A 14,452-nucleotide genomic window follows, 5' to 3' on the forward strand; every position below is an offset into this window, starting at 1 on the left:
CAGCACAATGAAAGTGAATTCAATGAGCCAGCAATCAACCCTGCCTACGTCGAAGGCACGACTAGCCGTGAGCCCGCTGTCGTGGGCGAATGATGTCCTCGAAGATCTCGGTGCCGATATCTCCCTTGACACGTGCTTGAGGGATGCATCGGCCAACGGTTATGCGGGCGTCGAGCTGGGAAGGAAGTTTCCGCGCGAAGCGTCGGTTCTGAAACCGCTGCTTGACAGTAACGCCCTTGCGCTCGCTTCGGGATGGCACTCCGGTCAACTGGCAGAGAAGTCGGTCGATGAGGAGATGGCTTCCGTCGCTACGCACGCAGAACTTCTGAAGGCCATGGGATGCAGTGTCCTCGTGTATGGCGAGGTCGCGATGATGACGCCCGGCTCGCCGCTCGACGAGCCGATGTCCCGCCGCCTTCTCATGCCGTCTACGCAGAGGATCGGATATTCCTCCCGCCTGACTGAGTTCGGAAAGCGGCCCTTCGACACATACGGCCTTAGGCTTGCCTATCACCACCACCTCATGATGGTCGCGGAGACCTTCGAAGAGATCTCCGACATCATTGGAGCGGCTGGGCCGGAAACTGGGCTTCTTCTTGACACCGGACACGCCGCAGCAGCCGGATTCGACTACGCGAAGCTCATCAAGCGGTTCGGCGACCGCATCGTTCATATCCATCTGAAGGACGTTCGCAAGGCAATCTGCGCCGAGGTCCAGTCAAAGGATCTGAGTTTCAATGACGGCGTGCGGAGCGGCATGTTCACGGTTCCCGGCGACGGCGTTGTAGATTTCGACCCGATTGTGCGGTTCGTGAAGGACAGTGGCTACGCCGGTTGGCTGGTTGTCGAGGCGGAACAGGATCCGGCCGTTGCGGCGCCGAAGGAATACACGGCGGAGGCGTTCGAATTCATCCAGGCTAAATTCCGCGCCTAGCTTGGAAATGGCCGAAGTCGGCGCGATGACAATGAGGAGCGCATCATCATGACTGCTGCGAAGCCCACCAGTATCAGTGAGTTGAAGCAATTCATCGTCGCCACCGGGCTTCGGCTGCCGGAGCAGCAGGAGCGCGTTGCTCGCCTAGCACTAGTTCATCCGGAAATCGTCGCATTTGGAACTGCCCATTCTCTCGCCGACCGCTGCGTGGTTTCCCCGTCAACGGTCGTCAGAGTGGCCAACGCGCTGGGCTTTGAGAGCTTCAAGGAGTTCCGGCAGTTTTTCCGTCAGCATGTTCGTGCGGTTGCGGGCACAGCTTGAAGCCCTCATCGATACATGCAGCGTCGACGTTCCCTGACTTTTCCTGGTCGGATTTGGTTGGCTCGATTGAATTTCGTGGGGCCAACAAAACGGGGCCGCGCGTGCCGGCAACCGTCGCAAAGGGGCTGACTGTCTCAATCTATCAGGAACTGAGTGAGCACTAGGGCTCAAGGTCCGGATCGATTTCGTCCAGAATGTCCGGTGTATCGTTCTTTGGCGACCCGACTTTCCTGCCGATCGGCGACATTTTCATCTGGCTTGCCGGGAAGGGCTTCATGAGATCGTCCGGATCAGGCTCGGGCGACAGCCAGCGCTCGTAGTCTTCTCGGTGCAGGATAACTGGCATTCGGTCGTGGATACTCGCCATCATCTCGTTTGGCGCGCATGTGACGACCGCGAAGTTGCGAACCTCAGCGCTAGTGGCTGGGTCGCGCCACGTGTCCCAAATGCCTGCGAGGGCAAAGGGACTGTCATCGGTCATTGCGATTGCGTACAGCTGCTTGTTCTTTCCCGTTCCGAAGATGTCTTTCCATTCGAAGAAGCCATTGATCGGCACCAGACAACGCTTCGAACGGTAGGCAGCCTACACCACCCCCTGGGACATCATCCCGGGGGAAGGCAGGGTGCTGCTCAGATGATGCAAATCTTGGCTGATGAGCTTCGTATGACTATGGATTTAAGTGGTTGTCGCACGATGTCTGACATTGCCGGGCATGATGCCGGAGCGGAGAACTGGGCAACCATCGCCTCGCTCATCGAGACGTGCAAGCTCAATGCCGTCGATCCACAGGCTTACCTGACCAGCACGCTCACCGCCATCGTCAACGGCCATAAGCAGAACCGGGTCGACGAACTTTTACCGTGGAATTATCGAGCCCGCCCGGTAGTTCCCAGTACCCAAGTCCGCCGACTGCGATCTAAGCTTCGTATCAGGTAATCGATTTACTGAACTGGATATAACCCGAACGTTCTGCAACCTTTTCATAAAGCCCAAGGGCGGACTGGTTGTCGGTTTGGGTTTGCCAGTAGACACGCGAGGAACCGAGGGCAGCAGCATCCGCAAATACGTGAGAAATCAAACTTCTTCCAATGCCTCTACCCCGCATATCAGGAACGACAAAATGGTCCTGCAGGTAGCACGTCTCGCTAAGGCTCCATGTTGACGGGTGGAAAATGTAATGCGCAAAGCCTACAAGTTCAGAAGCCTCGAAAGCCAATAAGCCGTGAATTAGTTTACCTTCTAATATTCGAGACCACGTTTTGTCGTGAATCACAACATCAAGAACGCTTCCATCGAAGGCCAGATACTCCGTCCACAGCGAACGCCATCCGCTTTCATCCTCGGGCTGCATTTGTCTTATCATCGTACCCCTCTTGAAACGTTGCTTCAGACGTAGCCCAGCGCAGCAATGACATCTAGCGTGCCAATCGAAACGATCTCATGAATAATGGTAGAGTGCTGAAGGTTCTGCAAATTGGCGATGAGCCGCCTTTGGGGGCAGTCAGTGTTTGTCTTTGGGTTCGCTAAGTAAGTTCAGCCAGAGCGCTCCCTAATGCGGCGAGCGGCATTGCTTCGACGTCGCTTTTGAGCGGGAAGGTCTCCGGCCCGGGATAGACGACGATGCGCCGTGATGGATTCAGGTCCTCACACGCAAGATAGAAGCCTTTCTCGAGTTTCGGTGTCAGGCTACGCTTGATTTCAATGGCCCAAGGACGACCGCCCGGTGGAGTGAGAAGCAGATCGATTTCGGCACCCGCGGACGTCCGATAGAAATTGCTTTGTGTTCCGAGCGGTGCTGCGGCAATCAACGTCTCGATCACGAAACTTTCCCAACTTGCGCCGGCGACTGGGTGACCGAGCAAGTCCTCCTGGGTCGTTAGCCCCAAGAGTGTGTGAGTGATACCACTGTCACGAACATAGACCCGTGGCGATTTTACAAGACGCTTTCCAACGTTTGCATGCCAAGGTTCAAGGCGTCGTACGAGCAGTAGATCAACCAGGAGATCGAGATAGGAGGCGACTGTCTTGCCATCGACGCCAAGTGCACGCGCAAATTCTGCGGCGTTTAGAAGCCCAGATTGGTGATGGGCAAGCATGGTCCAGAAGCGCCGCAATGTCTCGGCGGGAATACGGGGCCCAAGCACGGGAATGTCCCGTTCCAGATAGGTGCGAATAAAGTCTTGCCGCCAGCGCTGGCTTGCACGATCACTCACCGCGAGTAAGCTATCCGGGAAGCCACCTCGTAGCCATAGAGTGTTCAGATCATCAGCAGGTACTTCCAAGCCGTTGACCGGACCCATTTCAAGGTAAGCGATGCGACCGGCCAGCGTCTCACCAGACTGTTTCAATAGATCGATGGACGCGGATCCAAGAAGCAGGAAATGCCCAACCTTTCTCCCTCTTCGACGGCCGCGGTCGATAAGCCCGCGCAAATTCTGGAAAAGATTAGGTAGTCGGTGAACCTCGTCCAGGATAACGAGCTTGTCGCTATGCTGGCTGAGGTATAGTTCCGGTTCGGTGAGTTTGGCGCGGTCAGCATCCGATTCCAGATCGAGATAGATCGATGGGCGATGATCGGCTATTGAGAGTGCCAACGTCGTTTTGCCGACCTGACGCGGGCCAATTAGTGCGACAGCTGGACTCGTGTCGATCAACTCGGTCAGCTCAGTGGATATTCGGCGCTTAATCATCCTTGCATTTATGGATCGCAATTCCAGATTTGCAAGGATAATTTTACGGCTGAGCCGCGCCATCCATCCCGTATTGCCATTCGTGCAGAGTCATTGCGAAATAGCTGTCTTCAAACATACCGGAGGTAATCAATCGAGCCGATCGCTCACTCGAAATCGCCCCGAAGATAGAGACATTACAGCTAAATGACCAAACGTGCCGCACGAGCCGACCTGTCGAGGCTCGAGGAACGGTTCGATGCGGTCTACGACACTGCAGGAACAATGACGGTCGCGACCGGCCTCGGCCTACTTCGAAGAAGGTTCTTGGGTCATCTGCCTCGCCAAGAAGGATTCCGCGGTGGCGATCTATGTATGCATTCAGATAGTGGTAGAGGTCCATGAGATCGGGCAGCACCAATCGGAATGGCTTTGCTCCGAAGAATGAAGAATTCGAGTTCTTGAACGCGTTCGAAGGGATCAAGACCTCCCAGCCATGATCTCGCTCGCTCCATCGGATTTCACCGCGCCTCATTTCTTCAAGTCGCCGTTCGGACGTTGGAAAATGGCCTCGCGGGCACAGCAAAAGCTGGCGCAGATTCTTCTGACGAAGCCCAAGATGCAGCCCGAGCCTTAGTGTATCGACGATCTTTGGTGTCGCGTTACGCAAGCTTTCTGAACTGATCCGCTCTTCGTGGCAGAAAAGGTCGCACTGCGTTACTTGGGTCCTGATGACCTGTGGTCCGAGGATTGAGGTCTCGGCTGCCTCCTGACGTCGCGTGAAAAATGGCTTGGTCTTTCGATTGGACGAGCTTCAGAAAAGTTGTGAGGTGCGCTCTAAAATTTCGCTTGGAACGGCTCAAATAGTCTTATCTTTCAATTACTTTATGCGCCTAAATATTCCTTGCAATTTGTCGGGTGTTTGCATATATGTTGTGTCGGGTTTTTGTAAGGAGCGCCGATCATGCGCCGATCCAAGACGCTGAAGCAGAAAATTGAGAGCCGCGTCACGAAAACGAAGAAGACAGATGTCTTTGTTCCAAAAGACTTTGCCGACCTCAGCGGCGAGGATCAAGTCCTGCGTGCGCTCAGGTTGCTTGTGCGTGACGGTGCTTTGCTGAAGCTCGGCTACGGGGTCTACGCTCGCGCTGTTCGATCCAGGATATCGGGCCGACTTATGGTCTCCAGCTCCAACGGTTTCCACAGCGCCGCAATTCAGGCGCTGAACAAGCTTGGAGTTGCTTGGGAGCAGACTGAAAGCACGAAGGCCTACAATGAAGGGCGATCTACGCAGATTCCCTTGAATCCGACAGTTAAGGTCAAGACGAGGTTTAGCCGCCGTCTATCAGATGGTCGCGCGGAGCTTCGTGTTGAGCGATAGGCCAGACAACAGGACGCTCCTAGAGGTTCAGGAGCACTTCAATCTTCCTTCTTTAGCGCTGGTCGAAAAGGACTGGTTTGTCGTCAAGGCTTTGGCTGCCATCCACGATGTGGAGGTCGATGGGCTGACTCTGGCTTTCGGTGGTGGGACGGCACTAGGCCGTGCCTACCGCCTACTCGAGAGGATGTCCGAAGACATCGATCTTCGCATCGTCTGAAAGGCGGACCCGTCTCGAGGCGAACTTAAGCGTCTAAGAGCTGCCGTGAACGATCGACTGGAAGGCGCTGGCTTCAAGCTGGAATCAGATGATGGTGCAGCTGTAAAGAAGCACTACGTCGTGAAGCAGAACGATCGATACGTTCGTTACGATTTGCCGTACGAACCAATTGCAAAAGGCGAAGGCGTTCTACGCCCGGAGATCAAGATCGAGATCGCCGCCTTCCCGGTTTGCACAGAGCCACAGAGACTTTCCGTCAGTTCGTTCGTCGCTGAAGCAACAGGGGCCTCGGCAGAGGCGCAAGATGTTGCGTGCGTCAGGCTTGTAGAGACAGCGGCAGACAAGTTTGTTGCACTCGGCCGCCGTGCCGGCGCTGCGTTCGCAGGCGTAGAGGATTTCGATCATACCCTCGTTCGTCACGTCTACGACTTGTCACGCATGGATGGGCAATATGATCTAGATGAGGCGGTCGCGATAGCGCTCGGAACGATGAAAGAAGAAGCCGCAACACGCGGCGAGAAATATCCCGATTATGTGAAAGACCCGAAGGGAGAGACCCTTCGCGCTTATGAAAAGATATCGACTGATGAAGATTTCGCCGATCGCTACGCGAAATTTCTAGACCATCTGGTCTATGGACACCGGCCCGATTTCACGACCGCTTTCGGAGCCGTCGACAAAATCATAAAAATAGCTCGGGACGCCTGACGCTCTGTCGACCTCACTCAGAGACGCCACCCTAAAACGTTGAGACGTTTTTCAGCTCGAGCGGCGCAAACGTTCGGGGGAATGGCGTCAATAATACATCTTCTCTATACAAGACTTGAAGCGGCACGTACCGCTTTGGGGCGTAGAAACCCCGAACACAGCGGCTGATATCGGCCGGAACGATATTGGACGCCGGTGCTGGGGTCCGAGCGGCTGACCGGTGCGTTGCTCGACAGGCTGACCCACCACGTCAGCATCTTCACCATAACTGTCTGCAATTGCCCCTTACCAGCTATTCCGAAAGTAACTAGCTGCTCTGATTGGACAATTTAATCCAAAAATAGCGATTGAACGAGTGGGTCAGCGGTTCCAATCCCATCAAGGCAACCACATGCAGAAGGTCAGCGTGTGACATCGACTGTAGCCGCAAAGACGGCTGGTTTGATTTGCAGGCTCGGTGTTGATGGTCGGCGGGCGGAGCGGCGTTGAATACGAGGTCAAGATTCGCTTGTCCATCCAGAAGGGTCTAGTCGATATCGCGTACGAACTGTCCGGATTGCGACCTTGAGGCACCGGTGACGTGCCGTGAAATGTACCCCCGGACTATGCCACGGTGCTGCCGGCAAGGCCGACCCCATCCCGGCGATGACAATCTCGTCGCTTTCAAAGGGTCTTCATGTCGAGGATATCGGATTCGACTTGGTTGAATTCCTTGAGGGTGCGGCGCACATTTGCGACGAGGATTTCACCGGGCGGCATCAGCCGCAGTCCGCGCGGCAAGCGTGCGAACAAGGGGGCGCTCATCGCCTCTTCCGACTGCAGGATATGCTTATTAATAGCGGCCAGCGCCATGTCCAAGGCGCTCGCCGGCCGCTCGGATCGGGTCGTGCAGGAAGGCCTTAAAAACGGCGGTCAAGTAGCGACATGAAAACTGAATAGCCAAGGGAACCGACGAGTTTCGCCGGCGTATTGTTTTTGTTTCCTATATGCGAGTGGCTCCGGCCGGCTGGAAATCTGCAAGCGTGCTGTAGGATGGCAATGCCCTATTGGCGAGGATACCCTTGCGGAGAATGACGCGGTCGGCGTGTGGGCGAGCGATGACCTGATCGAGGCTCCAAGCCTCCAGGATCATAAGGTCTGCCGAACGTCCCACGCTGATCGTGCCGGCGTCGATGCCCATGATGCCGGCCGGGGCCGGGCCGGCAAGCGCGGGCGAATCCGCGTAAGGGTGGTCGAGATGCAGGATGCGCACCGCTTGCCGCCAGGTGTCCAGCATGTCGTGATCGCCATAGGCAAAGAACGGATCGCGGCAATTGTCGCCGGCCGCGGCGACCGGAATGCCAGCCGCCTGCAATTCCTGCACGGGCGTGACCCCCCGCCAGCGCGGCGTGCGGCCGTCTTCGCGATCCTGGAGATACATGTTGACGGTTGGCAGCGTGATGATCGAGAGGCCGGCATCGGCGATCAGCGCGATCGTGTCGCGCAATTCTTGCTCGCCCAGAAGCGCAAGCGAACAGCAGTGGCCGCACGTCACGCGCCCCTCGTAACCGTGGCGGATGGCGGCACGCGCCACATGCGGCAGGGCATCGGCCTGTGCCGCCTCGTCGACATGTAGATCAACATCCAGTTCCCGTTCCTTCGCCAGCGCAAACAACCGGTCGAGCAGCAGGTCGATATCGTCGAGGCCTGACCCGTGGGTACCCCCGGAAGCGCGGGTGACGCCGCCGAGCAAGCCGCCGTGGACGGCAACGATATCGGCAAGGCGGGCGCCATAGTCGTCGCGATAGGCATCGAGCGGCACGAGGCCGGCAGCCTGCAAGGTGATGCAGCCTTTCCAACGCTCGCGCGTTTCGGCAAACGCGCTCCAGGTGATTTCCGCCTGCCCCTCGTGACTGTCGAGATGGGTGCGGATAGCGGCCACGCCATGGGCGTCGGCCGTTGCAAGACCGAATTCCATCCGTCGCAGGAGGTCGTCGGCATTCCAGTGGGCAAGCCGGTCCGCCGTCGTCGCGGCGCGCGCGCCGGGATGCGTGCCGCCGGAATCGGGCGCACGTCCCATGGTGTGGCCCTTGTCGAGATGGGCGTGCGCGTCGATCAGAAGCGGCCAGACATGGCGGCCGTCGAGCGCGACTGCATCTTCGCCACCATCGGCAAGGGCCGGCGTTATCGCAGCGATCCTGCCGTTCTCGACCAGAATATCGACGAGGGCGGAACCGTCCCGGTCCACCTCCGCACCACCAGGCACGTCATCTGCAAGCAGCGCGACCGGGACGCGCGCCTTCGTAAGACGAATGCGCTCGGGTCTCGACAGACGGGCGGCAAGGCTGGGAAACAGGGAAAGATCGTTCATGGTGGGTCTCTATTGGATGGGTTGCCGAGCGGTCAGCTCTCGTCGAACGAGGCGAGCAGACGCTCCTGCGCGAATTGCATGAAATGGCTGCCGGCGGGCGAAAGCGAGCCGCGGGCGCGGTGGAGGATATTGAGCCGTTGCAGCGAGCCGGTTCCCGTCAGCGGAATGAAGACCAGGTCGCCGGTCGCCATTTCGCGGTCGACATCGAGCCGGTTGAGGAAGGTGATGTGAGGCGTTGTCCGGGCAAGGCGCTTCATCAGTTCCATCGAATTGGTCTCGACGACGGGAACAAGGGTGGCACGCGCCGGGGCAGTCGCCTCGACGACCTCGCGCAGCGACAGCGATCGATCCGCCAGAACCAGCGGATAGAGCAGGCAATCGGACATGCGCACGGTCTTGCGGTTTGCGAGGGGATGGGCGGGCGCGACGACGGCTCCCAGCGCATGGCGGAATTCGGCGGCGCGTTGCAGCCGGGTATCGTCCGGCAGGTTGTAGGCAATGGCGAGATCGGCCTGGCCGAGCGCAACCATCTCCGCAACAGTCGTCCGGTCGCCGACCATGATCCGCAGGCTGACCTGCGGATGTTTTTCTCGGTAGGCGGCAACGATCTCGGCAATCCGGCCCGCAGCGAGCGTTGCCATGGTCGCCAGCACCACCTCGCCGCGATTGAGCCCCTTGAGGGACTGGATCTGCGCACGCATGCGCTGATGCGCCTGCAGGGTTTCACGAATGTGCTGGATCAGGATTTCGCCGGAACTGGTCAGTTTCAGGCCGCGCGGCAGGCGCTCGAAAATCGGCGCCTGCAGCTCTTCTTCAAGCTCCAGTATGTAGCGGTTCACCGCGGAGGCGGCGACATGCAATGTCTTCGCCGCCTTGCGGATGGAGCCCTGTCGGGCCACTTCGTCGATGTAGCGCAGCGCGCGTCCATGAAGCATGATTGGTCCGTTGCCTGACGGGAGTCGGATTGACTGTCCCACGATGTCATTGCAACGGACCATCTTCAACGTCACTTCTTGGCGAAATTGGCGTTGATGCGGCGGGTCAGATATTCGCCGGCCGTGATCGCCTCGTATTTGCCGAGCGGACCCTGCATGACGGCATCACGGTTTGCCTGGCAGAAGAAAGGCAGGGACAGACGGCGACCCATATACTCGCCCTCACGCGGCATGCGCACCCGATGCAATGTGGATTGCAGCTGGTCGTCCGACCAGCGCATCAGCATGTCGCCGATGTTGCAGGTGATGTAACCCTTGCGTGGCGGAACGTCGGTCCATTGCTTCAGTGCCGCATCCTTGCCTGGGCAAACCTGAAGCCCGCCTTCGCCTTCCTTCTGGTGAAGGATGGTCAGGCAATCGAAGTCCGAATGCGCACCGGCTCGCCAGGACTGGAAATCTTCCGGTTTGGCGTCTTCCATTGACATGTAGTGGATCAGCCGCAATGTCGACTGATATTCTTCCGATGACGGATCATGGGCCTTGGTGAAGAAATCCTCGGCAAAGCCCATTTTCAGCGCGAAGCATGACAGGATGCGCATGCCCAGTTCCCAGTTCTGCCGCTCGAAGCGGAGCATCTTTTCGCGGAAATCCGGGAGATCGTCTTCATTTGGCCAAAGGTTGAGGCGGATCATGTCCGGCCGGGTAAGCTGGAAGCTTTCCTTGTTATCCGGCGTGCCGGTGGAAGGGCGGACCTGCGCCTTGAACTCCCAGCCGGCATTGACGCCCTTGGGCATGGGGGTTTTCGCCTTCACTGCGGCCGGCAGTTCGAAGAAGGTCCAGGCGGTGTCGAAGGCTGCATCGATGTCTTCCTGGGGGATGCCGTGGTTGTAAACCTGGAAGAAGCCGATATCGACCGAAGCCTGCCACAGCGCGTCGGCGATTTCCTGCTTGCGGTTTTCGAAATCGGAAAGATCGATAACCGGGATTTCCCGATCCACGGTCGTCCCCATGCCGCCGATCGTCGCTTCCTTGGCGAGTTCGGCAAGATTGTCTGATTGCATATTCATAGGCATTCTCCTTGGGAATAGCCGGCGGACCGGCGGTTGAGGAGCAATGTCCGGGCCAGAGCCCGACTGCTTCTACTCCGGAGGGGATCAGCGGTTTTTTGGCAGACTCCAGGGAAACAGGAGCTTCTGGACCCAAACCACAATCTGGAAGAGGAGGAGAGACATCGCCGCGAGCACAAAAAGCCCGGCCCAGGCTTGGGGCAGCTTGAACAGCGAGGTCGACAACTGGATGAAATAACCGACTCCTGCCTCCGAGGCACAGAACTCCGCAACCACGGCGCCGATGACAGCGAGCGTGATGGAGATTTTCAGGGCCGAGAAGATGTAGGGCACGGCAAACGGCAGACGGATTTGAGTGATTTCACGCAAGCCGGAAGCACGCAGGCTTCGTGACAACTCGATCAGCTCCGGTGGCGTCGCCGCAAGCCCTGTGGCCGTCGAGACGACAAGAGGGAAGAACGTGATGAGACAGGTGATGACGACACGCGGCGCATCGCCGGCACCCAGCACCACGATGATGATCGGAGCGATCGCCACGACCGGCGTCGACTGGACGACGACGAGCAGCGGATAAAGCGTCCGTGACAGCAAAGGCGAACGCATCATGATGACGGCGAGCGGAATGGCAATGACGATCGACAGCGCGTAACCGAACAACGCCACCCGCAATGTCGCACCGATATGTCCTGCCCAACGCTCGAAGCCGATGGACGAGAATGAACCGAGGATCGCGCTCGGCGGCGGCAGCAGATAGGTGGGGATCGAGAGAAGCCGGGCCGCTGCTTCCCATAACAGAACGGTGCCGATCAAGGCTATCGCAGTGGTGACACCCGGCCAAGCAGATACCCTTTTCACCAGGGCAGGCTGCGTGCGGGACGCTTCGCCTTCACGCGGCATGGCGGTTGAGGAGGAGATCGCGGAGATAGTCTGAGAGCTCATGGATCGCCTTGTCCTTTGCAGTTTCGGGGCCACGCGGCCGCGTAACGGGAACGTTGACTTCAGTCAGAATGGAGCCGGGCCGGCCCGTCATCACCAGCACACGGTCAGACAGAAGCGCTGCTTCGCTGACGGAATGGGTGATGAAGACGACGGTCTTCGGACGCTCTGAAAAGATGCGCAGGAGATCAAAACCCATGACCTCGCGGGTCAGGGCATCCAGCGCGGAAAACGGTTCGTCCATCAGCAGGATATCCGGGTCCATCAGCAATGCGCGGGCAATGCCGACGCGCTGCTGCATGCCGCCGGACAGTTCGTCCGGCAGGCGTTTCTCGAAGCCGGAAAGCCCGACCATCCTTAGAAGTTCGCCCGCCCGTTCGCGTTCTTCTGCCGTCACCCGGCCGGTCTTGTGGCGGGCGGGAAACACGACATTGTCTTCGACTGTCGCCCAGGGAAGCAGCGTCGGCTTTTGGAAGACGATGCCAATGTCGTCCCGCGGGGCCGTCACCGGCAGGCCGAAAACCTCTACCGAACCGGACGTCGGTTCCAGCAGGCCGGCGGTCATCCGCAGCAGGGTCGATTTTCCGCAGCCCGAAGGGCCGAGGATGGACACGAACTCATGCCGGGCAACATCGAAACTGACGTCGCGCAGGGCCTCCGTGCGCCCGGACCGGGTCTCGAAGACCTGCCCAAGCCTGTCGAAGCGGATAGCGGGCGTCGCCATGACGGTTACTCCGTTGCGGCGAACGTGCGGTTGACCATGGTTTCCGGATCGAGCTTGGCCGGATCGATATCCTGGGCTTCGGAGACACGGCGCCATGTTTCGGCGAGGCGAGCGGGTTCGAAGACACCAAGGCCGTCCTTCTGCGTCACCTCGTTGAAGATCAGAGGCAGCGTATCCTTAAGCGAACCCTCGACATCTTCCGAGCCGAGTTCCGGCACGATGGCGGTGACAGCCGCAGCAGCCTTCTGCGGATTTTCCTTCGCAAACTCGACGGATTTCCTGTAGGCCGCGACGAAGCGGGCGGCGACCTGGGGACGTTCGGCAAGGAACTTGTCGCTGGCGATCAGCGAGGCGGAATAGAGCTCCAGGCCGGCTGCGGACCAGGGCAGGGCGACGATCTCTTTGCCAGCCTCCTTACCCTGATTGCTGTAGCGCCTCAGGTCTGTCATCCAGGCGATGATGCCGTCGGCGTTACCTGTCATCAGCATCGGGCCGAGTGCGCCCGGATCAGCCTTGATGAGCTTGATATCCGCCATGTCGATGCCGGCGTCCTTGAGCACCAGCGGCAGATAGACGTTCGACGATGTGAAAGGCGACGTCGCGATCGTCTTGCCCTTGACGTCGGCGACGCTTTCGATCGAACCACCTTTGGCGACGTAGAAGGCGTGCGGTCCTTTGTTGAACAGCGACATGACAGCGGTGACTTTCACGCCTTCATTGGCGCGGGCAGCCATCAAGGCGCCGATGTCCGAAACGCCGACGTCGGAGGATGCTGCGGCAAGGCGCGAGATGGCGTCGGTTGAGCCGCGACCGGAAGCGATCTCCACCTCAAGCCCGGCCTCCGAACAGAAGCCTTCATGGATGCAGACATAGATCGGCGCCTTGTCGCCGCCGGGCAGCCAGTCGAGCTGAAAGATCACCTTGTCGGCGGCGGATGCGGCACCGGCAGAAAGGGTTGCGGCAAGTGCATAGAAGGCAAGCTTGGTGCGGGACATAGGTCTACCTTTCGCAATTAGTGTTCGGTTTTTAAGGACGAATAGAGATTGGCGATGCGCTCTGGATCGAAGCCATTCGCGATGAGCATTGCGAATGTGCAATCGCGTTTCTCAGGCCGCTTGCTGCTCAGGCATGTAAAACAACGATGCGCGCGAAGTTGATCAGATCCGATGTCGGTCTCTGCGGATTTCAGGGCGAGAGCACTGATTTTTCCTCGCATTCTAACATCTCCTCGACAGGTTTACCCGTCGAGCAATGTCCAGAACCAAGGCTCAGACCGCTTCTACTCGCAAAATCTTTGTCTCACGCAAAAGCCGCTTTTCGCAAGAGTGTTGATGAAATTTTGTACGTGCTTGAAAATTATGCAAGATTCGCTTCAACTTGGTGTGGCACCAAGCGTCAGAGGTCTAGTGCGTTGATTTAATATGCGAATTTTTGTCGAAAGCAATTTACCTGACTGCTCAGAAATTGATCGTTCTAATTATTAGGACGAAGAGAGCGGAAATCTCTTTGTGCCGATCGCTGAAGGACCCCGCGCCGGTCGCTAAGGCCCGAATGGTAGGAAGCCCCGACCGGTCTCGCTCGGTTTCACGTCACGCAAAGGTGATATTTGCGTCTTTGAGAGATTAGGGTTCCGAAAATAGGCAGGTCACGGGTTCACATCCGTTCAAGGCGAAGGGATCAAACAGAGTTTCCGTCCTGTTCGCGGCCAAAGAGCTTTTTCCGCGTAGCAACCCTCGATCCAACCTTACCGGCTGATGGCACTCAATTTATTTCTGGACGAGGGCCATCCGTGATCAAGTTCCAGAACGCGTTGTCGCAAGAAGCCGATAATAAAAACCGTCGAAAACCTCTCGATTTCCCCAGCGCAAGCAGTCCATGAACTTGAATTTGCGCTCCTGCACACTCATCGGCGCCACGAGCGATCCCTTTGCATGCAAGTGAGACTTGTTAAGAATTCGCCCGCCACGCGTCGTGACCGTGACGACGTGCGGCAGGCGCTCCACGCCTCTTTCCTCTTCGGCCGAATAGGACTGCATTTCGATGCGCGGCATGAATTCCCGGATTTCCGGTCGCCAAACCTCCTGCCGTGTAAAGTCCGAAAGGCTAAGGGAGCCTTTGAGGAAAGCTGTCGCCAGGCAATATTGCATCGAGAAGCGGGCCTGCATCTCGTCAGTGGGGTCGGGATAAGCGAGGTTGCGGCCAGCGGATA

General features: G+C 58.0%; 13 protein-coding genes and 6 pseudogenes. 6 read left to right on the forward strand and 13 right to left on the reverse strand.

Annotation, left to right across the window (positions count from 1 at the left end):
- The first annotated feature begins 22 nt into the window (after positions 1–22).
- A complete protein-coding gene (gene iolE, locus K9B32_RS18870) occupies positions 23–934 on the forward strand; it encodes a myo-inosose-2 dehydratase (RefSeq protein ID WP_224564929.1) in 912 nt (303 codons plus the stop codon).
- A 48-nt stretch (positions 935–982) separates the two neighbouring features.
- On the forward strand, positions 983–1,255 hold the full coding sequence (locus K9B32_RS18875; protein WP_224564931.1) for a MurR/RpiR family transcriptional regulator: 273 nt from the start codon (positions 983–985) through the stop codon (positions 1,253–1,255).
- Between the two features lie 160 nt (positions 1,256–1,415).
- Here the strand turns inward: K9B32_RS18875 and K9B32_RS18880 are convergent.
- Positions 1,416–1,838, reverse strand: a pseudogene (locus tag K9B32_RS18880) (SOS response-associated peptidase); the annotation flags it as partial.
- 123 nt (positions 1,839–1,961) lie between these two features.
- On the opposite strand from K9B32_RS18880, the pseudogene K9B32_RS18885 reads away from it, so the two are divergent.
- Positions 1,962–2,192, forward strand: a pseudogene (locus tag K9B32_RS18885) (transposase domain-containing protein); the annotation flags it as partial.
- Here K9B32_RS18885 and K9B32_RS18890 read toward each other — a convergent pair.
- From K9B32_RS18890 to K9B32_RS18900, 3 genes and pseudogenes are all read right to left on the reverse strand, one after another.
- Positions 2,185–2,619, reverse strand: a complete 435-nt coding sequence (locus K9B32_RS18890; protein ID WP_224564933.1) for a GNAT family N-acetyltransferase — start codon at positions 2,617–2,619, stop codon at positions 2,185–2,187. The pseudogene K9B32_RS18885 and the gene K9B32_RS18890 overlap by 8 nt on opposite strands.
- 160 nt (positions 2,620–2,779) lie before the next feature.
- Positions 2,780–3,946 carry an ATP-binding protein gene (locus tag K9B32_RS18895; protein ID WP_224564969.1) on the reverse strand — a complete coding sequence of 389 codons (1,167 nt, stop codon included), beginning with the start codon at positions 3,944–3,946 and terminating at the stop codon, positions 2,780–2,782.
- A 295-nt stretch (positions 3,947–4,241) separates the two neighbouring features.
- A pseudogene (locus tag K9B32_RS18900) lies at positions 4,242–4,562 on the reverse strand (hypothetical protein); the annotation flags it as partial.
- 327 nt (positions 4,563–4,889) lie between these two features.
- Between K9B32_RS18900 and K9B32_RS18905 the strand changes: the two are divergent.
- The 3 genes and pseudogenes from K9B32_RS18905 to K9B32_RS18915 all read left to right on the forward strand — a co-directional run.
- Entirely contained in the window at positions 4,890–5,306 is a 417-nt protein-coding gene (locus tag K9B32_RS18905) for a DUF6088 family protein (protein ID WP_224564935.1), read from the forward strand.
- A 109-nt stretch (positions 5,307–5,415) separates the two neighbouring features.
- Positions 5,416–6,231, forward strand: a pseudogene (locus K9B32_RS18910) (nucleotidyl transferase AbiEii/AbiGii toxin family protein).
- A 186-nt stretch (positions 6,232–6,417) separates the two neighbouring features.
- Positions 6,418–6,564 (forward strand): annotated as a pseudogene (locus K9B32_RS18915) (ATP-binding protein); the annotation flags it as partial.
- Between the two features lie 330 nt (positions 6,565–6,894).
- On the opposite strand, the gene K9B32_RS18920 reads toward K9B32_RS18915, so the two are convergent.
- From K9B32_RS18920 to K9B32_RS18960, 9 genes and pseudogenes are all read right to left on the reverse strand, one after another.
- Entirely contained in the window at positions 6,895–7,089 is a 195-nt protein-coding gene (locus tag K9B32_RS18920) for a hypothetical protein (RefSeq protein ID WP_224564937.1), read from the reverse strand.
- Between the two features lie 124 nt (positions 7,090–7,213).
- Positions 7,214–8,581, reverse strand: a complete 1,368-nt coding sequence (locus K9B32_RS18925) for a cytosine deaminase (RefSeq protein ID WP_224564939.1) — start codon at positions 8,579–8,581, stop codon at positions 7,214–7,216.
- A 32-nt stretch (positions 8,582–8,613) separates the two neighbouring features.
- Positions 8,614–9,585: a LysR family transcriptional regulator gene (locus tag K9B32_RS18930; RefSeq protein ID WP_224564941.1), complete on the reverse strand. Its 972-nt coding sequence runs from the start codon at positions 9,583–9,585 to the stop codon at positions 8,614–8,616.
- A gap of 2 nt (positions 9,586–9,587) precedes the next feature.
- On the reverse strand, positions 9,588–10,583 hold the full coding sequence (locus K9B32_RS18935) for an isopenicillin N synthase family dioxygenase (protein ID WP_224564943.1): 996 nt from the start codon (positions 10,581–10,583) through the stop codon (positions 9,588–9,590).
- Positions 10,584–10,670: 87 nt separating this feature from the next.
- Positions 10,671–11,480 (reverse strand): ABC transporter permease, encoded by an 810-nt coding sequence (locus K9B32_RS18940; protein WP_224564971.1) that lies wholly within the window; start codon positions 11,478–11,480, stop codon positions 10,671–10,673.
- Positions 11,470–12,243 (reverse strand): ABC transporter ATP-binding protein, encoded by a 774-nt coding sequence (locus K9B32_RS18945; protein ID WP_224564945.1) that lies wholly within the window; start codon positions 12,241–12,243, stop codon positions 11,470–11,472. Before K9B32_RS18945 ends, K9B32_RS18940 begins: the two co-directional genes overlap by 11 nt.
- Positions 12,244–12,248: 5 nt before the next feature.
- Positions 12,249–13,238, reverse strand: coding sequence for an ABC transporter substrate-binding protein (locus K9B32_RS18950; RefSeq protein ID WP_224564947.1), 990 nt, complete (start codon positions 13,236–13,238; stop codon positions 12,249–12,251).
- A gap of 17 nt (positions 13,239–13,255) precedes the next feature.
- The gene (locus tag K9B32_RS18955; protein ID WP_224564949.1) at positions 13,256–13,459 is read right to left on the reverse strand and encodes a hypothetical protein; all 204 of its coding nucleotides are present in this window, start codon (positions 13,457–13,459) and stop codon (positions 13,256–13,258) included.
- A 577-nt stretch (positions 13,460–14,036) separates the two neighbouring features.
- Positions 14,037–14,452 (reverse strand): annotated as a pseudogene (locus K9B32_RS18960) (MmgE/PrpD family protein); the annotation flags it as partial.

The organism is Rhizobium sp. 3T7 (genome assembly GCF_020166565.1).
In the GTDB taxonomy this organism is placed as follows: domain Bacteria; phylum Pseudomonadota; class Alphaproteobacteria; order Rhizobiales; family Rhizobiaceae; genus Rhizobium.